The following is a 22,556-nucleotide window of genomic DNA, read 5'->3' on the forward strand; positions in this document are numbered from 1 at the left end:
ATGAACGAAGCCAGCATCCTTACGTACCTGAGTCAATCGCTCGTGCTCTTCATGATCTGGGTTTTGCCGCCGCTGCTCGCAGCTCTCATCTCCGGACTGATCATTGGCCTCATCCAGGCGGCAACTCAGCTCCAGGATCAAACCCTGCCACTGACGGTCAAGCTCCTGGTCGTCGTCGCCGTGCTCGCCGGGTTTTCTCCCGTGCTCAGCGCTCCACTGATCGACCAGGCCGAGCACATCTTCAGCGAGTTTCCAGCACTCACCGCGAGATATTAGCAGAGCTTGCATGGCTGGCCCGTCGCCCGCAGAGGCGCAAGCTCTCGTTCAGGGCACGATCGAATTCGTCGCCGCAACCGGCCTGAGCGCGGCCCGCGCCCTAGGCATCATGCTGGTGCTTCCCGTCTTCACTCGGCCGCGTATCAGCGGTCTCGTTCGGGGAAGTCTTACGATTGCTATCGGCCTGCCGTGCCTCGCTCAGATTAAGCTCGGGCTGCAGGCCCTGGACCCGAACACGCGCCTGGTCAGCGTTACTATGCTTGGCCTGAAGGAGGTGTTCGTCGGTCTTATGCTCGGCATCCTGCTCAGCATTCCACTGTGGAGTATACAGGCAGTCGGCGACATCATCGATACTCAACGAGGAATTTCGAGCCAAGTTGCGGGGGAGGATCCCGCGACGCACAGCCAAGCGTCCGGAACCGGGCTTTTTCTCGGTGTTACGGCGGTTACGATCTTCGTTCTGGTCGGCGGGCTGCAGACCATGGTGAGCGGCCTATATGGCAGCTACCTAGTGTGGCCTGTCTATCAGTTTTTGCCTGCCGTGACAGCGCAAGGGGCAATGGAATGTCTGGCCCTTCTCGACCGTATCATGATGACAACCTTATTGGTCGCCGGGCCGGTGCTGGGCCTGCTGCTGCTGGTTGATATCGCCGTCATGATGCTCGGCCGTTTTGCGTCTCAGCTCAAGATGAACGATCTCTCCCCGATGATTAAGAATGTTGCGTTCGGGGTCATCATGGTCAGCTACACCGTCTATCTGCTTGAATACACCGGAGCTGAAATCCTGACCTCGAACAACATGCTAGAGTATCTGAAGAAGCTGTTGAGATGAGCTCTACGAGTGAGGAGAAAAAGCTTCCTCCGACGCCCAAGAAGCTGCGCGATGCACGCAAGAAGGGGCAGAGCGCGCGCAGCTCGGATCTGGTGAGCGGCGTCAGCGCTTGTGCCGGTTTCGGTTGCCTGTGGTGGCGAGCGGGTGCGATCGAGGAAAAGTGGCAGGAGACGGTCCGGCTGGTCGATAAACTGCAGGAGCAGCCGTTCACAAGCGCGGTGCCACAAGCGCTCGGCGGCTTGCTAGAACTTTCGATTGCCGCTGTCGCTCCGTTGCTCGCCGCTGCCGTGACAGCAGCTCTTCTGGCCAATGTCCTGGCTAATGGCGGCTTTATGTTCGCTTCGGAGCCGCTCAAGCCGAAGCTCGAGAAACTGGATCCCATCAAAGGCTTGAAACGCATCGCCTCGAAACGTTCGGCCATCGAGCTCGGCAAGACCGTGGCTAAGGTGGTGGTGCTTGGTGCGGCCTTCTTTCTCACCGTGATCGCGAGCTGGAAAGCGCTGGTGTACCTGCCAGTCTGCGGCATGGGCTGTTTTGGCTTCGTCTTCACCGAGGTTAAGCTACTGATAGGGATTGCCGCTGGAGCTTTTCTGGTCGGCGGATTGGCTGACCTTCTCATCCAGCGCTGGTTGTTCATGCAGGACATGCGCATGACGGAAACGGAGGCCAAGCGGGAGAACAAGGAACAGCAAGGCAACCCGCAGGTGAAGCGTGAGCACCGGCGTCTTCGGCAAGAGTCGGCCAACGAGGCTCCGATCGGCATCAGTCGGGCCACGTTGATATTGCGGGGATCGGCAACCTTGATTGGGCTGCGCTATGTTCGCGGCGAGACCGGCGTTCCGGTCTTGGTCTGCCGCGGCGAGGGCGAAGCTGCTTCGCAGCTGCTTGGTGAGGCGCGCGCGCTGTGCCTCACCATTGTGGATGACGATGTCCTGGCGCGTCAACTGCTCGGCAATGCAAGGCTCGGCAACCCGGTTCCCTCGCAATATTTCGAGTCGGTCGCAAAAGCACTCTATGCGGCGGGGCTAGTCTAGGTCATCCTGTCCTGACGCTGCGATCTGCAGCCTGGCGCTCCATGGACGCTCGGATGTTCGGCGAGGCGACGATGCGCTAGCCCGAAAGCCTCTGGGCCGCGGCTTCGCCGACCGGATCACCGGATCAGCTGCGGCGCCAAGCGCAACAACTTGTTCGCCCATTTTCGAGAGCTTCAGCGGCTACACCCTCCAGGACGCCGACTTGTACTGAGGGGCCCTGCCGTTCGGTTGACAAGCCGGTAGTGCTGATCGTCAATTAGGACGGCTGCCATCTGGAGCATGCTCTCTGGTCGCCTATCTTGAGCCGCGCTGCTACAGGTTCATACGATTACAGCGCTTATACGTCTCAAGATCAGCCCGAGTGCCACATTGCGCCGGACACGTTCGAGAGCCGCAGGGCGTGAGTCTGCGTGCGGGGGGAAAAGCAAGCCTCCAGCTAAACTCGGGACGCAAGGGTATTGCCGCCATTGTCCATCAACGCCGTCTTCCAGCGCAGGGTGCCTGCAGCGTCTATTGCTTCACCTAACCCAACCCGCTAGCTGACACCGGACAAGCTTCGCCGAATATGGAAGGTTTGCGCCGGCAGTTAGGTCGTCCTATCGAGGCATGGATTTCGCATTCGGTCGGCAAGAACCTCTGGATGATCCGATATACCGGTGCCGCGGCGGTTAAGTGCCTGGCGGTCGGCCGGTTGCGCGAGCCGCCGAGATGGTTCTAATGGATCATGTACGCAGCCGGCCGTATCTGCTTCCAGCCGTCGAGGGCATCCACCGCGATTCAAAGTCGCTTTCATGTGGCCCGTGCAGGAGCGCTCGTTGGCTCAGATGGCAGGGCCGTCAACAGGCCGAGCAGGCTGCCAGTGAAGCCTTCGAAACAGGGTGGAAGCGATCGCCCGCTCCAGCGAGACAATTATTGCTACTCCACGTACGTACACTCACCGACTTTGAGGCCGCCAGCCATCTACGCGCGGCCGCGACCATCCTCCATCCGATCGCCCGGTTCTCAGCCTTTGGGCGGGCACCGGTGGGCATAGCGACAGCACACGGACGCGCTTTACAGCCAGGGCTCTCGCCGTATCGCGTTCACTCCCTCCTTTGCTGGCACGTTACCAAATGAGGTGGGTATCGCGTGTCGGCAATTGTGGTACCTTCTAGGGCATGATCGAAATGAGCCGCGAACAACTTGGTACGTTGTAAGCCCTTCAGGCTAGGAGATCTCGAATGGCACCGAATGCAAGCGAAGACGAGAAACGCGAGCGGCGGCCACATGTCGGGCACGACCCGGCTTTGGTATCGGGCGCTTCCGCCGATGGCGCTGGAAAATCTACGACAGCTGCATCGCCGATTCCATTTACGTTTCGGGAATGGCAGAGCTCGATCGAAGCGACAAGCAACCTGTTCGCTACGACACTGAAGGACGGACTAGGTTTGACTGCCTCCATTGTGCATGACCAGGCCACCTTTCTGAAGAATATTGCGGACTCCAAAACTTCCTCGGACCTGTTGAGGTGTCACCTGGATTTCCTGGAGAAATTCTGGTCGAGGTCGTTCAGCGCCGGGTCGAAAATATTGGATCATCTCAAGCCACAGCCATCACCTGCGGGAAGGCAGGCGATTCACTGAGCTTGCAATAAGAGCCCAATCGCAGCTACTTCCTTCAGAGCGGAGAGCATATGTCGCCACAGATGAAGGTGTGGAGCGCTGCAGTGGGTTCAGCTGACCCGCCAAGTACTCCTACGATTGCTCTGAACTCAAGATGCCGCGAGGTATCTACGATTCGTATTGCCGTAGATACCTCTCTTTTTGTCGGTTAGAGCTTTTGTTGGGCGGAGGCAGGCAGCCGCTGCGCTCAAGGGGGCGCAGATCCGGTTGGGCGGCTGATGCCGGGATGAGTGATGACGTGATCGCCACAAGCTGCGTCGGCCACTTGGCGGTCTGCCACCCTTCGACGTTTTTATCGAAGGCAACCTGGCGGAGAACCAAAGCGAAGAGCCGCCTACCGGGCAGAGCGCGAGCTCAACGACAAGGAAGAGGCCCTTCTGGTGGCCGCCGCCTGCAGTCCTCCGAGAGGCCGGGTGCTGCACACCGGAGCTGCTGGCTGGCGAGATGCTCAAGCTGACGTGATACCAGAGCCTGTCGCCGGAATGTCGTTCTCACTCTCGACCGCAACTGGCCCCACACGGGCCGCTTTCGTTTTGGGAATTGCCGGGTCTCGTCAGCTTTCTGTAAGCCAGCCGGGATACAGAGCCGTTGTGGTTAACGGGACGTGGCAGGGACAGCGCTATCTATCCAGAACGGTCAGCGCCGAGTCACGCTTTCCGCTAAACTCAACGGCAGCGCGGGGCGGCAGGGATAGTGCCTTTATCCAGCCCCCCAGGTCGGTAGGCGCCAGGCCGCGCCCGCGCTGCTACCTGTCGCTGACCTTCTGTGGTCAGCTTTAGTGGTTTTAAGCGTTCAGGGGGTAGACATGGACGGCTTCAACTCAACATCTTCGCCTCATGCACCGCAAGTGCGGCGCAACCAGCCGTCGCCAAGTTTGTCTCTTTATGTGCCCCCGAGCTGGCAGCACGGAGATCAGTGGGCGCCGGAAGAAGTCAAGTTGCGAATGGATTTGCACAAGCTTCTGCCATCCGTGTCTGAGCCAAAGAAATGTCTCACTCTCGGGGACGTGAACTACACAGCCAGTATTGGGCCGCCAGGCTCGGAACACGAGATTTTTCTCCGCAGAACTGAACTGGCTGCCGATTGAAATCAGCCAAGGCGGCGAGTCGCGCCCACGCTGCCTGCGATCCGAAGCTGATCGCCGAGCCACGAGAGGCGACTACCAGTCCTGGGGCGAGAGCTTCGTCGCCCTGGCCGAGGGTCTGCAGAACGCGCCGTGGTCGCTCGGCGGGCCAGCGCGTGAGCATCGCACCGGGCCAAGGCTGTTCAGTGACAATGGTTCGAGTTACGTGGCGGACGATCTGGCCGAGTGAGTCGACCAGAAGGGCATCCAGCGCGCGCTCTGTCTGACATAAAGACAAGAGGATTCGTCGTTCTCTAACTGGCCTCACTTTTGCTTGCTGCTCGTTCGCTGCAGGGCAAATCTGAGGTGGAGATTAGAATGTCTGCGTTGTCGACGCTGAACGTACTTGCGCTACCTTTTGCGACAATGATTGTGCTATTTCCAGCATCCGCAAAAGCGCCGATCTGGAGTTCGAGCGATCAGTACGGTACCTTCTCCCTTGAGGGCTATTCCTGGAACAACGACGTATATGGTCAAGGTGCTGGGTCTCAGACGATCTCGGTGTATTCGATCAATCAATGGAGCGTGTGGTCGAACCAACCTGATACTGGTGGCATCAAGAGCTATCCCCACGGAGCTTTCAATATCGGGAAACCGCTGAGCGCGATCAACGATCTCAGGTCAAGCTTTAATCAGAGCGTCCCGACTGGCGGCCGTTGGAACTTCGCCTACGATATCTGGGACAGCTCAAATGCCTATGAGATAATGCTTTGGACCAACTACACCGGAAATCCCGACGGAAGCGGTGATGTTAAGCCCATTTCTTACAAGTATAACTCTTCAGGGACCGCCGCGATTCCAGTCTACACAGGCGTGAATGTGGGGGGAGCCACTTGGAACGTGTTTGAAGGCTGGAACAAACACAAGGTCATTTCGTTTCTGCGCAGCTCCAAAACCAACAGCGGGACTGTGGATATCAAGAGTATCCTGCAATGGATAAAGTCGAAAGGATACTTCGGTGACATAATCGTCGGCAGCGTCCAATACGGCGTTGAGATAACCTCTTCCCCAGGTGGGAAAAACTTCGACGTCAATGATTGGGCTGTAATCTCGAAGTGACTACCTTGGGACCTACGATGAGATGATCGTCCGCCCACGGTATGGTGCACGCTGTACGCTTCGCACCGGACGGCGCCAGGCGCTCGTTGTGGGGCCGACGAAGATCGGCCGGGGTTCATGATGGGGGCGGCCATGGCCTCGCACGCCTCGTGCCGAACTGAATTCGCAGGTTATCGCATTCATTAATCGGAAGAGCCGCAATCTGCGCCAAATCACGGACTTCGGGTTGAACGATCTTGAGATTCTGTTTCTGCTCAACTCCACTAGAGCGGTTCACGGATTTATTGAATCGGAGGGGATTCCGGGTCTGGGACGAATATGATTCAAGATGCTGGCTGGGCTGGAGGCCAGCATCCGATGGTCCGACCAATTTCCAACGATTTGCGTAAGCGTGCGGTATCCGCTGTTGCCAAAGGTGAGAGCTGCCGATCTGTGGCGGAACGGTTTGGCGTTGCTGTCTCGTCAGTTGTGAAGTGGTCACAGCGTTATCGAACGACCGGCTCGGTAGCGCCTGGCAAGATGGGTGGTCACCGCAAGCCTGTGCTTGATCCGCACCGCGCCTTCATCGTCGAGCGGATCACTCAGACGCCGCACCTGACGCTGCATGGTCTGAAGGCGAACTGGCAGCCCGTGGGGTCAAGGTCTCACACAATGCGGTCTGGCTGTTCCTGCGCCGGGAAGGGCTGCGGTTCAAAAAAAACACTGTTCGCCCTCGAACAGGCTCGCGCCGACGTCTCTCGTAGGCGCTTGCGTTGGCGAGCCTGGCAGGCCGGGCTCGATCCGGGCCGGCTCGTCTTCATCGATGAGACCTGGATCAAGACCAACATGGCCCCTTTGCGAGGCTGGGGACCCAAAGGGGTGCGCCTGCGCGGCTTCGCTCCGCACGGTCACTGGCGTACCCTCACATTCCTCGGCGCGCTCCGCCATGACCAACTCACGGCACCCTGCGTCTTCGATGGCCCGATCAACGGTGAATGCTTCCGTGGTTACGTAAAGCACATTCTCCTGCCAACCCTGCGTGAAGGCGACATCGTCATTCTCGACAATCTCGGAAGCCATAAGTCGAAAGCCGTCAGGCAAATGATCAAGGCTGCTGGCGCCAGACTCTGGTACCTGCCGCCATACTCGCCCGACCTCAACCCAATCGAACAGGCCTTCTCCAAGATCAAACACTGGATGCGGCAAGCTCAGAAGCGCTCAATCGAGGAGACTTGGCGCCATATCGGTCACCTCGTCCAAGACATCCAGCCTCGCGAATGCGCCAACTACTTCGCCAGCGCCGGTTATGCTTCAATCAAAATGTGAAACGCTCTAGGCGATCGTTGCGATTGTCATTCTGGCTGCAATATTGACCCTGACGCATTTTTTTTTGCAGCTTCGATTGCTCCGCGCCGATCGCTCGCGCTGGACGAAAATCGATTTGCCGCGGCCGTACTTTGGCGCCTGATTAGTTTGAGGCGCGTCCATCTGCCCCCTCGGTCTGTCCGTTGGGCCAAGGCAAGGTGATCGCGGCCCGAACTGCCGGCAACAAGACTGGCACGAGCACGCTCGGTCCAGGATGACAATTCATCCCGGCGAAGGGACGTCAGCCTCTTGGCCCGCAGTCTATGCTTTGCCCATTCTCCGACGACACGAACAGAGCCCCCCGAAGCCGCGCGCCTGCAAGCGGCGCCAAAGTGCAAGATCGAGCGAACTCTGTCGTGTCAGAAAGTCATCATGGTTCACCATGGATCACCCGCCGATCAGCTTCCTTTTGCTTGTCAAACTGGAGCCATGAGGTGTGTTCATCAGTGCAAATGTGACGCCATGAAAGGCGTACGGAAGCTCTATGCCAAAACGAAGAGGCGACGTTCGGCTATGTGCTATGTAGGCACGCATTGTTTCAATACAAGTGACCTCAAAAACAGCAAACACATCCAGCTGAAGAGAGGATAAACGGGAGCCGGCGCTTTGACGATAGGTGTCGCAGGCAAATCAGCAGCTAAACTTCCGCTCCCAAAAGCGATCGTCCCGAACGCAGGATGCCCGCGAGCGACAATTTCTTGTTGCGCTTCATCCTAGAGTCCTCCTGCTGGGCACGGAAAGATATTGCTGGCTTGGCCCCAAGTTGTGGTTAGTTCGATAGTTGGTGCTGGCAGCCAGATCACCTCTGCAATCTGGTAGGCGGCAGCTTCTTGCTGCGACCGCGACAGCCGCTTCTAGCCGTGTCCGTTCCAGAAAGGCGAGCAGGCTCTGCTTTCGAGCCTTTACGTCGGTGCTCAGCAATCCTTTCGCGAAGATCCGTGACACCGCCGAATATCTCGGAGAGCAGTGGCCGTTTTGCAAAGCGACGCGGTGGAATTCTCGCGCCTCCCAACCGGACCGGCTGACGTTGGCCGACGTATAGCGCGGTATATCGTTAGTGGCTGTGCGTTGGTCTGGTTGTGAGCCCAAGCCCGCTCTTGACGCGACACACGATGGGAGTGGGAGGCTCGATGTTTTGGATGACTCGTGCGCTGCATTTCGTTGCCGTCGAACAAGTAGGAGATGTAAGTCCTCGCTCTGGCTTACCCAAAACGGCGCAAGCTGCAAGGGCACGCTGACGGTCCGAATTTCGGTCGCGGCGTTGGGGGGGACGGGCAGCGTCGCAATTGTCGAGGCTGATCCACAAGGCGCGGTTTCAAAATGGAAAGAGCGGCGCGGCCGTGCGGTTCATTCGCTTCGCCGATTTGGCCGAAATAGAAGGAGCGCGCGTCCCCCTTGAAGCCGAGAAATCTGGCCTACGGTTATCGATACCCCGACGAACAAAGCGGTGGCCATGCGCGCCATCGCCAGGGGCGCTGCCTGATCTTGTTGCGGCCGAGTCGGGCCGACATCGAAGCTGCCATACAAACGTTGATTGCTATTCGTAGGCTCAACCGCCAGTTTGCGTTCGTCCTCACTCGACCCCACGGCGGGGCTGCCGCGTAAGTGAAGCCGCAACGTCGCTCAATTCGCTCGGGGTGCTCGCGCTTACCTATGTGACAGCGTAATGAACATCAACACGCGCTTGGGGCAGGATTAGGCGTGACCGAGTGTGCGCAAGAGGGAAGAGCCTCGGAGGAAGTTCGTGAGCTGTGGCGAGATAGATCGTTGAAGCGGACTTCTAAGATATTCGGAAGGAGGATCAGACCTGGATTCAGGTCCGCCTGAGCAGCTGTCCGAGGTGCCGACGAGCCCTCATTCAGCCAAATTGTGGCTGATGGAAGAGAAGAACGCGGCCTCCCTGTAGGCTTTCTGCCGTGTAGAGCTGACCGTGGATAAAAAACGCGGTCATTGGGACGTCCCGGCGCGGCAGAAGGCCTAGGCTCTGCAATATGTCGATAACGGCAGGCGAAGCCTCTTGGGAGGCGTGCGTCCAGCCGTCGCCCAAGAACTCTCCCAGTTCAGGCACTTGCGGGACTGGCTGATGGCTTGATGCAGGTGCGGCAGACGGCAGAGGAAGGCTCGGCGCTAGCGCCGAGGGAGCGCTCCCACTCCATTCGAACGGTGCCGCCGAATCAAGGCTAGGTGCAAGACCGCCGTAGATATCTGAGGAAGTCCTCAGTGCCGCAGGCGTAGCTTCGCCCGGCAAAGCGGGCCGAGGGTGATGAATGAGCTGAACGTCCTTGGGCCCTGCCGGTCCCAATATCGCCGTGTACCGTTCGCCGCCGATCTCAAAGTTCATGATTGGATGTTCCGCAACAGGCAAGAAGTCCCAGTCGCCCAAGGTGGTCAGCATCATGTCTGGGGCCAGCTGGGTGCGATGGGAAAAATTCTTGGGAACGGCGAACGAAACATCGAACGTATCGCCGACAGCGGGCGACCGCAGATGGACGAGCTGAACATCATTGAGCCCTCCCGGTCCCAAGACGGCCATATAGCGTTCACCTCGAATATCGTAGGCTTTTACCCGCTGTGCTGCATCCGGCAAGAGGCCCCAGCGGCGAAGCCTGCGCATCATATTCGGCGCGGCCTGGGTCCCGTGGGAGAAATCTTCGGGGACGCTCAAAGACGCATCAAAGGCGTCGCCGGCTGTCACGAACGTCTGCTCAAGCACGGTCTGAGCCCCAGCGCCTTCGTTCATCATCCGCCCAGAGTGGTCTTCAGAGGTGGAATTCGGCTCCCGCGAGCTCGGCTGCCAAGTCGCGGCATCGAAAAGCTCTTCCTGAGCAACACTTTGCACCGGCGAGGGGATGTTTGAACTCATCATTGGCCAAGGCAGCAGGGCATCGAAGGTCGGCGCCGGCATGAGGTTCTCGCGATCCGCGGCATCGAAAAGCGCGTGCTGAGGGACACTTTGCACCGGCGAGTGAATGGTTGAACTCATCGTTGGCCAAGACACCGGTGCATCGGAGGTCGCCCCCGACAAGAAGTTCTCGTGGTCCGCGGCGTCGAAAAGTCCTTCCTGAGCGACACTTTGCACCGGCGAGTGGGGCATTGAACTAATCGTTGGCCCAAGCATTGTTGCGGGCAAGAGGTTCTCGCCATCAGCGGCATCGAAAAGCACGTCCTGGGCGACACTTTCTATAGGAGAATGGACCGCTAACCCCACTGCATGCCAGAGCTGCGGATTATTGAACCCCAGCGGCAATGAGCCGCGCCTATCCGCAACTTTCCCCATCGGCTGCTCATCGGCCGGCATAGGCAAGGGGGTGGACGGCTGAATGGCGTGGCTCGAACTGCCTCCTTCTCCGCCTAAATTGTGCTGCAGGGTAATCGCGCGATAATCGCGGAGGCCGTTCAAGGCGACGATGAGCAAGTTGTCCTTCGGAAACAATCTGTCTGCGTGGCCAAGCAATGCATCATCACTAAGCTTGGCAATCGACAAGGGTCGAAGCGCTACCGCCAACTTCCGCAGAGCGCTCGCATAGCTCTCGGCCGTTCCCTTACGGATCTGTCGACTAAAACCTGCCTCGGCGGCCTCCCTAATGAGACTCTCATCTTCCCTGGTAGGGCGATAATGTGTTGAAACGGGGCGAGCGTTGGCGTCGGGCTCGCGATACCGACTGACCATTGACAATGCTGGGGCGATGACCTTGTCGTTTGGCAGCAGCTTCTTGCCGTAAGCGAGTAACGTATCGTCATCGAGCCCAGCAAACGATTGGCCGTACTGCTTCAGCTCCTCGGCTAGTTTGCGAAGCCGACGATCGTAAATTTCGACGGTTTTCTCACTCGGCGGTTGCCCGCGATCGAGAGCAGCGCGGGACGCCGCCTGGATGAGGCGATCGTCTTCCTCGGTGACATCATATAGCTCCGCGTGTTTGTATACGGGGCCCGCTTCTCGCACGCCCGCCAAGTACTGCTCAAACGCCGCATTCGGCTGCTCCGGCTGTTCCACGGTCGCATCTGATGCACTGAACTCCTCACTTGTGTTCAATCGGTCCATGGTCAGTCCGCTGGCATCTTTCTCTCGTTACTTCGCTACTCACGTTAGCTTTCCAAAACCTGACGTGGCCAGGCGGAAAGCTCGAATGAAAGGGGAATGACGGCCGCCAATTGCCTTCTCTGCGCGCTGCAGCATCGCTCGCCGCGCCCAAAGAAGGCGCCCCCATGAAAATGAGGGTCTTCAACTGAGTGGCGGCACATTACATCCACATCGCAGCCGATTAGCTGAGCAGGTACGAAACCAAGTGGATCGCTGACATTATCGGGCGGCTCGGCGTCGCTCTGGGCGATCGTGTTTTGCGCTATAGCAAGGTCGGCGCAGCGTGGGCTCATTCCAGCATCGGTATCGATCAATATTGCATCGGCTTTGAAGGCAGGCTTGCTGCGAATGGTGCCATGGATGCAGAACGACAAAAAGGTCTTCGGCGGCACATTACGTGCGGGGCGTCCAATATCCCTTCCTACCCGGCTGGCCAGCAAAGCTTGAATACGACTACTTCGATTTCACTAGGCAAGACGTTACTCTTCCTGTGCCGGTAAACGGGGCAAGTGCAGACTGCTGGCGACGGGCCGACCGAGGGCGTGGTGTGACGGCGTTTGAGCGCAAGGTGTTGCACAGTGAGTTCGGATATGCGCCTAAAACCGCCTATCGGAGTGGCTGCACATTCTGTGTTGTCGTTCCCGCCGCGTCCGACGCTGCCGTGCCTGCTCCATCTCCTCCGTTGCTCTTGTTGGGCTGGGCGAGAGTAGGGTGGCTGGCAAGAGGAGCGGCAGCGCGATCGCCATTAACCGTGACGACAGACCGATTATCCACCAAGTCGAGCGGATCGTTGATCATAACTGCCAGATTGTTTTTGGTCGAGCAACCAAGCGTTGGTTCGAACGAATTGTCGTTCACTGCTGGTCCGACGATCAGAAGCGACGGACAGTTCGGAAGATGCGCTTGGAACGTGATCGCCTCGATCCTGACGCCGGAACGGCCGGCTAAATTGAGGGGAGAAGCGGACAGGCGGATGTTATAGGGAGCCACGCCCATGGCCCGGACCTCGTGCGCCACCTGCGCAATGAGCTCAGGGGAGCCGCTCACATCCACATGGAGCGCATCCCGCCGGCCGCCACTTACGTTGGCGATAAAACTACGCAGCTGAAGCCTCTCGGGCGCACGGAGGCTCTGCAGGAGCAAGACACGTTTTCTTTGTTCGACCTGGACTCCTTGTTCCGCAGGTTTGGAATGTATCGAGGCACTATTTGCGCAGCCCCCCAATGTTGCGGCAATGACAATCAAATTTGACAAATATCGCAGGGTCATTTGTCGATCCTCATTCGATGATAAAGCCGGCGTTGCCCGTCAATCCTGGTGCGCTCGTGCGCGGCGCATCGCGGCCTTGAGGCGGCCGTGCCAGCGTGTTCGTCAAAATGCGGCCTGGATCCGATGGCGGTGCGATGCGGTCGGTGGGCGCGCTTATACGACCTGGATTTGATCCCGGCCGCACGATATAAGGTGTGACAACGATAACTAGCTCGGTTTCGCGTTTTTGAAACGATGAAGAGCGAAAAAGCGCGCCCAGGATCGGTACATCGCCGAGCCAGGGAAACTCGCTGATATCAGTGTTGAAGTTGCGCCTGATGAGGCCGCCGATTGCAAAGCTCTGGCCGCTGGCGAGCTCGACCACGGTGCTCGCTCGTCGCGTCGAAAGGGCAGGGACCGCCGTACCATTGATCTTGACCTCGCCTTCGCTCGACAGTTCGCTGACTTCAGGCTTCACACGGACATTGATCTGGTTGTTGCTGAGCACCGTCGGGACGAATTCCAAGCTCACACCGAACTGCCGAAATTGGACCGAAACCTGCCGGTTATCCTGCATGACCGGGATTGGAAATTCGCCGCCAGCTAGGAAGCTTGCGGCTTCCCCGGACATCGCCGTCAGATTCGGCTCAGCCAGGATTGAGGCGAGGTGCTCACTCGCGAGAGCGTCGAGAACAGCGCTCAGGTTGATATTGCCGGCGCTCAACCCGACCCCGATCGTGCCGCCGCCGCCGGCCGCGCCGGCCGCGCCGGACCCGCCCGGTTTGCCGGTGATAAGGAAAGCGCCATTTGGACCGGAGGCGGTGAAGTTGATATTAAGATCCTTGACGGCGCTGCGGGAGACTTCTGCAACCCGCACGCTGAGATTTACCTGCAGTGAGCCCGCGACCTGGATCTTGTTGACCACCGGTGCGCCCGCGCCAACAAATTGCTCGGTCACCTTCCTCGCGGTCTCAACGACATCTGCATTGGGTGCCGTACCGCTAAGGATCGCGCCCCGCGGGGTATAGCTGACCTGAATCGGATAGTCGCCGACCTTGGCCTTGAGCGCGGCCCGCAGATCCTCGATCGGTTGGGTGACGACAACACGCAGCTCGGCAAGAGCCTCTCCGTTTTCGTTCAGGGCGAACAGGCTCGTCCGCCCGGACTTTTTGCCAAACACGAAAATTGTACTGCTCGAGGGAGCCTGGTAATCGGCAATCGTAGGGTCGGCAACAAAAATGGTCGCCGCCGGCGCGCTCAGATGAACCGTTCTTCCCTGCGACGATGTAAGGTTGAGTGTGCCCGTGGTGTTGCCAGGTACCGCACGTGGCATCTCTCCCTTGACGTCCCGCTTTGTCTCCGCTGAGGCGGCAAGCGGAAGCAGCAAAGCAAGTCCGCATAGGAGGTAGCAGAGGCGTGGTAGAGCGGCAGAGCGGTGTGGGTTGGTGATCGCAGGCGGCTGAAGAGCGCCGGCGGCATGATTAAGGACCTTCAAGCGATTGTTGCCTTCAAGTGAGACTGCTAGGCAGCCGATGCTGTGCCAACGAGTTCAAGAGTGTAACCGACGCCGCGCGCGGTCTTGATCCTGAGCGTCGCACCGGCCTGATTCAAATGCGCGCGTAAGCGATAAATCCCGACTTCCAGCGCATTGGTCGAGACCTCGTCGTCAAACGCGTACAAGCTATCCTCCAACGATGTGCGCGGCACAGTGCGGCCGGCGCGATTGAGCAGATGTTCGAGAATGCACACCTCACGCCGGGCAATCCTCAGTGTCCGACCACCGACCGAGACTTGTCTGGCGATCGGATCGAAATGCAGATTCCCGAATGTCACGACCGGCGCCGTCATTTGCGTTGACCGTCGCAAAATGGCCCGCATGCGAGCGATGAGTTCGTCGATCGACACAGGCTTTGGCAGGAAGTCATCCGCCCCGGCATTGAAGGTCGCAATTCTCCGGTTGAGATCATTGAGACTGCTCATCATCATTGCCGGCATTGATCGTCCTTCGCGCCGCAACTGCTTCAGCCAGTCCAAACTATCTCCGTCCGGCAAGACGGATTCGAGTAGTAAGATGTGGTAGTTCGCGCAATCCAGCGCGGCTGACGCCTCGTCCAGCGTGGGCGTCACGTCGACGGCGAACCCGCAATTCACGAGCGTTGCCTTCACGGCGCGGCCAAAGTCCGCATGATGATCAACCAGAAGAATTCGCATTCATCGCCTCTCGTCCGTCCTCGGTAGGACTTGAGCGTGTTAGGTTTGAGCATAAGATTCGGCGGAACCCAGATCCTGACGGTTTGGCGTGAATTCGAAAATCCGTAAACGATGTGCAAGAGCTTGGTGGCAGACGGTCGATGCATGCGTGTCCATCGTCACGACTTGCGACGGGTCGCCTGGGCGGGCGGCGCGGCTCAGCATATCCGTTACGCTGGCAAGAGCTTTGCGATGCCTCGCGGGCTGAAAGTCCTGGCGGCGTGCTGATACACTCTGTGGGCCGAGCATAGCCGTGCCTGCTTGCCCTACGCTAACGCCTGCAGTAGCAACCGCGCCAAGCCGGCGGAGCGATAGGAAGCTGGGGGCGAGAGTAGCTGTATTTGCCGCCGAACAGGCTTGCGAAACCGACATTTGAAACTCCCCAATCCGTCTCGATCCGCGGTCAGTCGTGCTTGGCTGTTGAGCACGTAGTGCCGTCAAGCCACACATTGCAAGTTTTCCGCGTCAAAGACACTTCACGCGCTATGTGTCGGCCAATGGGTCGTGAAAGGCCGAGATGCGACGAAACGATCAACGCGTCCTTCGGGACAGACGTTCTCTCGCTTGCCGGTGTTAACCAAGCAAGATGTCAACTTTTCCGAGGCTCGGTCGCTTCCGAGACCTTCTCCGCCCCCAGCCGAGCAAATGCTGCCAATGAGGACAAATTAGGCACGGCCTTGCTGTCGCGTATTGTCTGAGGCGGCGAGACCGGCTCCATTTCGTCAGACCTGGTGAACGGCGCAATAACTCAGCCTTTCGTCGGCATAGGCGAAGTAACGATTGCCCGCGTTGTTCTGGCGCGCTGGACCCCGCTCTGGCGGCGAAGAGAGCGCCTCGTCTTGCGCTAGCAGAGCAGATAAGCGGTGCAAGCTCTGACGAGCAGAAGTCGAGTAGTGTGACCAACCGGATCGGCCGAGCATTGAGGTTTTGAGACGTTCGCAATTTTTGCTACCTGTCAGGAAGAGTTCACGCGAGCGGATTGTGTCGCAAGACTGTCGGAAATCCTACAATCTGACGCGAGGTGAGATTCAAGTGCATTTGACTGCTCTTTGTAGCGGTGCCCTCAATTGTGAATCGTTGTGAGGTAACGGCGACACAGTTCGGTCATGTCGACGAGCTGCGCGTGACGTCCGTCTCGCTCTTGCAGGGTCGTGAGCATTTGTCGCTCCAACTAAGCGTAGAGTGGAACCGATTTGAAATGCACGAAGAGGCAGGCGTTCTCAGCAAGCCTTGCGTAAGCCATGACGCCAGGATTGCGGCGATCCGATCCGCCTCGTACCTGTCAATTTAGCGGAAAGACCGTGGCGAGGGTCGGACGTCCACTTGATGCACAGGAAGTAACGTTCGAGATGCAGACTGCCGATCGCTCGAGCCAAGTTGTTCGGCAAGGGATTGAGAAGAGAATCGATTGCCAGACGTCATCTTGAATGCCGCCTCCAGTCTGCGATCGACTATGAGGCTTTCAGGCGTCCTCTGCAAAATCGATTGTTTTGATGGAACGCATCCAGGTGGCGGATCGGCTGTCCTGTGGCAGCGCGGATTGCTGCGGACCAGTGAATACCCGATGCGATCGCGGCCGAAACATCAAGTGGTGGACCGCGCCGTCAATTTCAGGCCGAGTTAACTAGAGAAGGATGCCGCGCGTTCGGCGGCTTACCTTCACCAAAGCCATCAGCCAGCCGTGAGCTCGGCCGACAAATTGATGTCTTCCGAACAGCACAATGCATCAAGATACTAGAACGCCCGGGCACGGGAGAGAGGATGGTCGGGCGTCCTCCCGACCGTCGCAGGGCTGTCCGGGGAATGATTCACTGTGTCGCAGCGCATGCCCGGCTATTCCAGCAGGAAACCGGTACTTTCTGGTTGTCGAGACTCAGAAAGGGGCCGGGCATGCGTTTTAGGGATAGCATCTTCCGCAGCCTGCTTGAACCGGTCAACTGGATTGTTGTGGGGGTGATGCCTACGACAAGACGTTCTCGAGCTGGGATCTGGTGGCGCTGGTTTATGCGCAACTGAGCAGTGCTACCGGGCTACGGGAGACGGTGACCGGCTTCAATGCCAATCCTCAGCATCACTATCACCTGGTGACGGGGATGCTGAGGCGTTCGACGTTGTCAGATGCCAATGCCCGCCGACCTCCTGCCGTGTTTGCGCAGACCTTCGTCTGGCTGGCAGGGATGGCCGATCGGCAGATGCGGCGCGAGGGGGCGGAGATCATCCGCTGATCGATGCCGGTCCGATTCCTCTGGGAAAGATCTGTGACTGGGCGACGTGGAATGGCCGCATCCGCGGCATGAAGTTGCACGTGATCTATGATCCGAAGACGGACGTGCCGCGCCTCGTCGAGGTCACCGACGCCAATGTCAACGACATCAAATTCCTTGACCGGGTCCCGATCAGCGGGGGGCAACCTACGTGTTCGACAAAGCCTATTGCCGGTTCGACTGGTGGCAGCAAATCCACGCCAGCGAAGCCGTTTTTGTTACTCGGCCGAAACGGAACATGCGACTTCGGGCAACGCGGCATCGCTCTTTGCGCAAGCGCAAGGGTGATGGCTTCGAAATCCTGGCAGATGATGACGTCAAGCTGACCAGCAAGGGAGATTCGAAGCTTGCCATTCCCCTGAGGCGTATCAAGCTCGAGCGCGAAAACGGAGGCATCGTTACGCTCATCACCAACGATGTGAAGCGGACAGCCGTCGAGATTGCGGCTCTCTACAAAGGTCGATGGCAGATCGAGCTGCTGTTCCGCTGGATCAAACAGCATCTGGTCGTTCACAAGTTCCTTGGCAACAATGACAATGCGATCCGCCTGCAGCTCTTCGCGGCTATGATCGCCTACCTTCTGTTGCGGATCGCTGCGCACGTCCACCGCACCGCTCTATCTCCGCTACGTTTCGCCAAGCTCGTCCGCCAGTTCCTGCCGACCCGGCGTTCAATCGCAGCTATCGACAAACCACCACCCAACAATCCGACCAACCCAAGAACCAGCCGTGTTCCGGGCCAGATCGAGTTCTGCTATGCATAACTTCCCCGGACACCCCTGCGACCGTCGGAGTGCGTCTTGCGCCGGAGCCCTCAGTCGCTGTTACGCTCGATTGGAGAGTTGATCGGGCTGTCGGCCGCCCCACTATGCCTTAAGTGTGGTGCGTGGAGTTGGTGGGCCGCTTCCGGTTCTTCCTTGCGGGTATTTTGGTGCTTGAACGCCTACGAACCCGCCAAATGGTGCGGCCGAGAGACCATCTACTCATTGCTCTCCCGCTTGAAGGGATTTGCTTCGCTACCGGTGCGGTAGCCTTCCAAGTTTCCGCCCAGAAACAGGCGCTCGGTTTCCCGAGTTGGCGTTCTGCCGAGTGAGCACATCAGATCGACGTCGGCATCGATGTTGTCGTAATCTTCGGCATTCATTCTAAGCGCAATGCTGCTCAGCACGTCGTCGGGCGTCCAGACAGTGAGCTTTGGTACGGTGTAGGTGTGGATGGCGTCCGCATTGTTGGCGATCGCTCTCGCCCAATGATCGCGAGAAGCGGCGAGTTTCGCCGGATCTTCGACCAATGATACGAAGGGTGATGTTGTTGTCTTGCCCCGCATATGCCAACCAGCTTGGCGCGCCCGGTCAATAGGATACCGCTCCGGATGATCTCCAACGGAAGAATGATCCCGAGCCGTGTTGCGAACATGCAATATGGCGCTCGTATTGTCTTCCGTATGCGGCTTGCAATCACTATCCTGATTCTGGAAACGCCGCAGTGTGACATAAGACGACCTCACCACGTCATCGAATACGCGGTCTCGGTCAACGGCAGGTGCGCTCGCCGGTGACCAGCGCGCCGCTTGCTGCCCGGCAAGGTCGATCTCGTTCCGGAGCGCTTCAAGACTGGCACCAGTCAGTGTTGCGGCAAGCTGAGCGCGGGCACTGACAAAAGATGGCGCTGGATAGCTACTAATTTCCGAGGTCGCCTCGCTCGGCGCAGACGTAGAAGTTACAGCAGCGGAATTTGCCGCCGAGCGGACTGAAGTCGACGTTGTATAGACTGAATCTAAGTCGTCTGGATGCAAGTCATTCAGCTGCTGCTCGAAGCTTGCTTGATCCTCTGAATTGTGTGCTGGTGCGCTGGTCTGGCCGCCAAGCTCATCCTGTTGCCGCTCGACGCGGCCGGGCTGCTGTAACGCGTTTTGAACCTTAAAGGGAGTGTCTGCTGCGTTTCGTGGATCAACATTCATGTCTCTATCCCTTCGAAGTTCCGGGGATGCCGGTGTAGATTGTTGCAGGTGCAGCTTTCGAGAAGCTGACAGACCAGGAAGGGCCCATTTAGCTTCTGCTTTTTGGGGGAGTCCAATGGAGTCAGTCAGCGAGGCGAACAGTCAGCTGGACGGAAGCCGCGCAAAGCGCCGAATCAAATCGGTGCTGCCTTGTCCCCTCTGACATTGGTCCTCGATTAGGCCGAGATCGGGTGCCTTCGAGTTTGTTCGGACCGGCGCGTCAGGCTCGCTCCATCACTTCAGTGCGGACGCGTCATCTAAGGCCGACAGCGCTTGCACGGCAAGATGGACAAGCTGGTGCGTGAGGCGAGGGAAGGGTCGGTTCGGCAAGATCGCCAACAAGAAGGACGCCGGGGCAACGGCGGCGATGTAAACCAGTTGTTTGGTAGATCGTCTGCAGGAGTGAGAATTGCATTCTCTCGCTCGAGAAGCCTGGGATGGATCAGCGCAACCGGTTTCCGTTTGCTGTTTCCACAGACGACTGCATCAATTCGTTCTAGTCGACGCGCGGGAAGTTAAGCGACTTCCGCAAACCTGACCTACGAGGTTGTGATGTCGGATTAGCTATCACAACCACTTGCGCCTCGTTGCCATAGGCTGCCTTTGTACAGGGCGAGGGCGCTTGTTGTCTGGAATCAGCCAAACGCATCTTGAGCACGACGTCTTGGAAGCCGCAATCGGCGGTACTCATCGAGGGAGAAGAGCATATGAAGCTTACTGGCCGAGAACTAACGATTCTGTTGTCCTTGCTTTCGGCCGCGAGCGTGAGCCTGCCGGCGAGAGCCGACGAGCCTTCGCCGAAATACACCGAGGTGCTGAGTGCCCTCCAGGCGGGGAAGAACGTGAAGCTCATACTGGACATGAGCCGCTGTACCAACGCGGAGGGTGGCAAGCCTGCGTCGGCGACGCAGGCCGGTCTGGTCATCAATGCCTTCCGGGTGACCGGCCAGAACGGCATCAGCTTTGCCAATGCTCATCAAACGGTCGACAGCTCCGGACATGCCGTGACCGAGTACATCCGCCATAGCCTTAGCCGCGAAGGCAAGCTGACGGTGCGCGCCTCGAAACTTGTCGTCGGGACCACCGAACTCGTGAACCAAGGCGAATTCATCTGCGAAATACCGGATGGGGCAAAGTTCGTCTGGTAACGAAGATCACAGGGCGGGGCGGCGCTTCGAAGACTTGACCCTTTAATGATGTCGACACCTTCGCAGGGCATCGAGCGTCAGCACGGTCAGAGTGCTTCTGGCCGTGCTTTCGTCGGAAGGATCAAGTTGCCAGAATTTGCTGCTCAGGTAAACTCATGAGCGCCGCCGAACTCCATTCGATCTCAGTGGAGGATCGACGGCTCAGGCAGTCGTCGTGTGGGTTGGACCAAGACCTCTCGATTGAACGCTCCCGATGATCTCGCTACGTCCGCACGCTGCCCGCGGTCCTTGTGAGAACATCATCTGATCCGGCCGCGGGCCCGCGTTGATGACGCTCAGTTACCCCGCGCCGGCCAACCGGACCGGAGTATTATAGCGAGAGCGCTACTTTTCGACTGTTCGGAGCATCGACAAAGGCAAATCACTCCTTCCGGAGCCCGTGCCATCAGCCTCTTGCTCCTGACTTTCTGTATGGATTCGATGCGCTAGCCACCCGATAATCATCCAGATTCCCGCCGAGAAACAGTACCTCACGCTCCTCAGTGGGGGTGTCACTCACCCATGCCAGATTGGGTTCATCATTTTCAGTCCCGTCCTCGAGAATACTGACAATCTCTTCGGCGGTCCAAGTTGCGACCCTCGGCACAGTGTAGGTGTGCAACTCATTCGCGGTTTCCGCGATGACTTTGGCGCCAAACTCGTTGTCATCGTCCGGCGAAAGGAGCAGCTGTGAGGCCTCCTCGGACAGTGACACAAAAGGCGAAGAACTGGTATCACCCCTCATGTGCTCTGCCGCTGCGCGACCCAGATCAAGTCGTTGGCCTCCCCAGATATTCCAAGGGGCTTCGTCATAACGCAAAGCCGCCATGGAACGCAAATGGGCCATCGCGCTTTGACGGTCCAACGCATGTGGCTTGCAGTGGCTGGCGTGGTCTTGAAAGCGCTCCAGCTCCACGTATGACGATGCCACCACGTCGTCGTAAACGCGGCTACTATCGACGCGATCGGCTGACGATCCAATCGCTCTTGACCATTGTGCTGATCTTTGCGCGGCGAGTTCGATTTCTCTTCTTAGTTCCGCAATGTTCGCGCAGGTCAGCGTTGCGGCAAGCTGAGCGCGCGCTCTCACAAAGGATGCAGCCGCGCACCGTTCATTCTTCGAGATAGCTTGCGCTCTCTTATTGCCATCCGTTACCGTCCGGCTCGATCCGGGCCCCGGTGAAGCTGATGCTGCGAGGATTGGCTGAGACTCTCTAAGCTGATGCTCAAAGTCTGCTTGCGCTGCTTCCTCCTGTTGCGGCTCAAGGTAATGCACCCCAGCCTCGGATGGGTTGACGTTGTCAAATGGGCCCACTCCGTTCTCCCTTCTTTGGCCTTCAATATCATCGTACAAAGTTGATCGGATCAGGATCAGGAACCAAGACGCGCGCAGCGTCTGTAAAACGTACCAGGTCAGTCTGGTTCTCGAATCGGTCGTGTGTTGAGGCGTGCGGGTGGGACTGACAGGGAATCCCGGTCATTCTTCTCTTCCAGATTTTGAGCCATCGAGGCGGCCTCCTGTCCGGATCGAGATGTTGCTATGCTAGAAGGCTTAGCTGTCGAACAGCTGACCAGACTCATTGCTTGGAAGAAAACTCATGGCGATTGCGACTGTGCGGGCGATTCTGTTGTTCGTTGCAGAGCGGAGTTTGGCGGGATGGGCCACCTCGCTGTCCGTTTCACGGCCGCACCGTATGAAAGGTCCTGGAGGAGCAGCCCGGCGGAAGCTCAGCTACCGGTGAGCTTGAGCTGCATGGGAGAAGCCTGCCAGGGCCGGCTTGCATCGGTTCGCAATGAAGGTCTTTGAAATGCTATTCAAGATGCCGCTGTGATCCTAACAGCCGGGTCAGGCCGCGGCCATCGCGCTCTGACCCGGACGGGGTGGCGTGAAGCTCATTGTAGGGCTCCCGTCGGCGCGCGGGGTGTTAGTCGTAAAACAAGCCCGGGGCGTGCGGTCGATCGAGGCAGCACGGGCTCCCATAGATGGACCAGCCGGCGCGCGGAGCAGGCTTAGCCGAGCGCGAGCTTTGTCTAACCATGACGCCAGCGATCCTCACGTGTCGAATTGCACGTCATCGATTGCGTCAGGCGAAGACTGCGGCTTTTGCGCTCCTGCAAACGAACTTGGAGTTTCTGCTTTCGCGATGCCCTAGCGATCATAATGCGAGTCCTGACGGCGAGACCGTGTTTGTCAGATTC

Annotated in this window: 14 protein-coding genes and 1 pseudogene; 8 read left to right on the plus strand and 7 right to left on the minus strand. The window is 58.4% G+C overall.

Features of this window, described 5'->3' with window-relative positions:
- The 6 genes from ACRQ5Q_RS08120 (at position 1) to ACRQ5Q_RS08145 (ending at position 7,290) form a co-directional block, all read left to right on the plus strand.
- Positions 1-276 (plus strand): EscS/YscS/HrcS family type III secretion system export apparatus protein, encoded by a 276-nt coding sequence (locus tag ACRQ5Q_RS08120; RefSeq protein ID WP_439396959.1) that lies wholly within the window; start codon positions 1-3, stop codon positions 274-276.
- Between the two features lie 10 nt (positions 277-286).
- Positions 287-1,108, plus strand: a complete 822-nt coding sequence (gene sctT / locus ACRQ5Q_RS08125) for a type III secretion system export apparatus subunit SctT (protein ID WP_439396961.1) — start codon at positions 287-289, stop codon at positions 1,106-1,108.
- Positions 1,105-2,142, plus strand: a complete 1,038-nt coding sequence (locus ACRQ5Q_RS08130) for an EscU/YscU/HrcU family type III secretion system export apparatus switch protein (RefSeq protein WP_439396963.1) — start codon at positions 1,105-1,107, stop codon at positions 2,140-2,142. The genes sctT and ACRQ5Q_RS08130 overlap by 4 nt, the downstream gene beginning before the upstream one ends.
- A gap of 1,220 nt (positions 2,143-3,362) precedes the next feature.
- Positions 3,363-3,764, plus strand: a complete 402-nt coding sequence (locus tag ACRQ5Q_RS08135) for a hypothetical protein (protein ID WP_439396965.1) — start codon at positions 3,363-3,365, stop codon at positions 3,762-3,764.
- 1,528 nt (positions 3,765-5,292) lie between these two features.
- A complete protein-coding gene (locus ACRQ5Q_RS08140) occupies positions 5,293-5,985 on the plus strand; it encodes a glycosyl hydrolase (RefSeq protein ID WP_439399724.1) in 693 nt (230 codons plus the stop codon).
- A 357-nt stretch (positions 5,986-6,342) separates the two neighbouring features.
- Positions 6,343-7,290: an IS630 family transposase gene (locus ACRQ5Q_RS08145; protein ID WP_439396967.1), complete on the plus strand. Its 948-nt coding sequence runs from the start codon at positions 6,343-6,345 to the stop codon at positions 7,288-7,290.
- 1,897 nt (positions 7,291-9,187) lie between these two features.
- On the opposite strand, the gene ACRQ5Q_RS08150 is transcribed toward ACRQ5Q_RS08145, so the two are convergent.
- The 5 genes from ACRQ5Q_RS08150 to ACRQ5Q_RS08170 form a co-directional block, all read right to left on the minus strand.
- Entirely contained in the window at positions 9,188-11,371 is a 2,184-nt protein-coding gene (locus tag ACRQ5Q_RS08150; protein WP_439396969.1) for a hypothetical protein, read from the minus strand.
- Between the two features lie 44 nt (positions 11,372-11,415).
- Complete coding sequence (locus ACRQ5Q_RS08155) at positions 11,416-11,784, minus strand: hypothetical protein (protein ID WP_439396971.1); 369 nt, start codon at positions 11,782-11,784, stop codon at positions 11,416-11,418.
- A gap of 232 nt (positions 11,785-12,016) precedes the next feature.
- On the minus strand, positions 12,017-12,679 hold the full coding sequence (locus ACRQ5Q_RS08160; RefSeq protein ID WP_439396973.1) for a CpaD family pilus assembly lipoprotein: 663 nt from the start codon (positions 12,677-12,679) through the stop codon (positions 12,017-12,019).
- A 10-nt stretch (positions 12,680-12,689) separates the two neighbouring features.
- On the minus strand, positions 12,690-14,153 hold the full coding sequence (locus ACRQ5Q_RS08165) for a type II and III secretion system protein family protein (protein ID WP_439396975.1): 1,464 nt from the start codon (positions 14,151-14,153) through the stop codon (positions 12,690-12,692).
- A gap of 26 nt (positions 14,154-14,179) precedes the next feature.
- Complete coding sequence (locus ACRQ5Q_RS08170) at positions 14,180-14,869, minus strand: winged helix-turn-helix domain-containing protein (protein WP_439396977.1); 690 nt, start codon at positions 14,867-14,869, stop codon at positions 14,180-14,182.
- A 1,929-nt stretch (positions 14,870-16,798) separates the two neighbouring features.
- Between ACRQ5Q_RS08170 and ACRQ5Q_RS08175 the strand changes: the two are divergent.
- Positions 16,799-17,935, plus strand: a pseudogene (locus tag ACRQ5Q_RS08175) (IS4 family transposase).
- 215 nt (positions 17,936-18,150) lie between these two features.
- Here the strand turns inward: ACRQ5Q_RS08175 and ACRQ5Q_RS08180 are convergent.
- The gene (locus ACRQ5Q_RS08180) at positions 18,151-19,131 is read right to left on the minus strand and encodes a hypothetical protein (protein WP_439396979.1); all 981 of its coding nucleotides are present in this window, start codon (positions 19,129-19,131) and stop codon (positions 18,151-18,153) included.
- A 746-nt stretch (positions 19,132-19,877) separates the two neighbouring features.
- Between ACRQ5Q_RS08180 and ACRQ5Q_RS08185 the strand changes: the two genes are divergently transcribed.
- Positions 19,878-20,318, plus strand: coding sequence for a VirK family protein (locus ACRQ5Q_RS08185; protein ID WP_439396981.1), 441 nt, complete (start codon positions 19,878-19,880; stop codon positions 20,316-20,318).
- Between the two features lie 445 nt (positions 20,319-20,763).
- On the opposite strand, the gene ACRQ5Q_RS08190 is transcribed toward ACRQ5Q_RS08185, so the two are convergent.
- Positions 20,764-21,672 carry a hypothetical protein gene (locus ACRQ5Q_RS08190; protein ID WP_439396982.1) on the minus strand — a complete coding sequence of 303 codons (909 nt, stop codon included), beginning with the start codon at positions 21,670-21,672 and terminating at the stop codon, positions 20,764-20,766.
- Positions 21,673-22,556: the final 884 nt, after the last annotated feature.

Source organism: Bradyrhizobium sp. PMVTL-01 (assembly GCF_051861855.1).
Taxonomy (GTDB): domain Bacteria; phylum Pseudomonadota; class Alphaproteobacteria; order Rhizobiales; family Xanthobacteraceae; genus Bradyrhizobium.

What these genes read in the sequence shown, in the direction of transcription:
- ACRQ5Q_RS08160 (WP_439396973.1), bottom strand. Translation starts at nt 12,679, where the DNA reads ATGACCCTGCGATATTTGTCAAATTTGATTGTCATTGCCGCAACATTG.
- ACRQ5Q_RS08120 (WP_439396959.1), top strand. Translation starts at nt 1, where the DNA reads ATGAACGAAGCCAGCATCCTTACGTACCTGAGTCAATCGCTCGTGCTC.
- sctT (WP_439396961.1), top strand. Translation starts at nt 287, where the DNA reads ATGGCTGGCCCGTCGCCCGCAGAGGCGCAAGCTCTCGTTCAGGGCACG.
- ACRQ5Q_RS08145 (WP_439396967.1), top strand. Translation starts at nt 6,343, where the DNA reads ATGGTCCGACCAATTTCCAACGATTTGCGTAAGCGTGCGGTATCCGCT.
- ACRQ5Q_RS08135 (WP_439396965.1), top strand. Translation starts at nt 3,363, where the DNA reads ATGGCACCGAATGCAAGCGAAGACGAGAAACGCGAGCGGCGGCCACAT.
- ACRQ5Q_RS08185 (WP_439396981.1), top strand. Translation starts at nt 19,878, where the DNA reads ATGAAGCTTACTGGCCGAGAACTAACGATTCTGTTGTCCTTGCTTTCG.
- ACRQ5Q_RS08180 (WP_439396979.1), bottom strand. Translation starts at nt 19,131, where the DNA reads ATGAATGTTGATCCACGAAACGCAGCAGACACTCCCTTTAAGGTTCAA.
- ACRQ5Q_RS08150 (WP_439396969.1), bottom strand. Translation starts at nt 11,371, where the DNA reads ATGGACCGATTGAACACAAGTGAGGAGTTCAGTGCATCAGATGCGACC.
- ACRQ5Q_RS08130 (WP_439396963.1), top strand. Translation starts at nt 1,105, where the DNA reads ATGAGCTCTACGAGTGAGGAGAAAAAGCTTCCTCCGACGCCCAAGAAG.
- ACRQ5Q_RS08170 (WP_439396977.1), bottom strand. Translation starts at nt 14,869, where the DNA reads ATGCGAATTCTTCTGGTTGATCATCATGCGGACTTTGGCCGCGCCGTG.
- ACRQ5Q_RS08140 (WP_439399724.1), top strand. Translation starts at nt 5,293, where the DNA reads ATGATTGTGCTATTTCCAGCATCCGCAAAAGCGCCGATCTGGAGTTCG.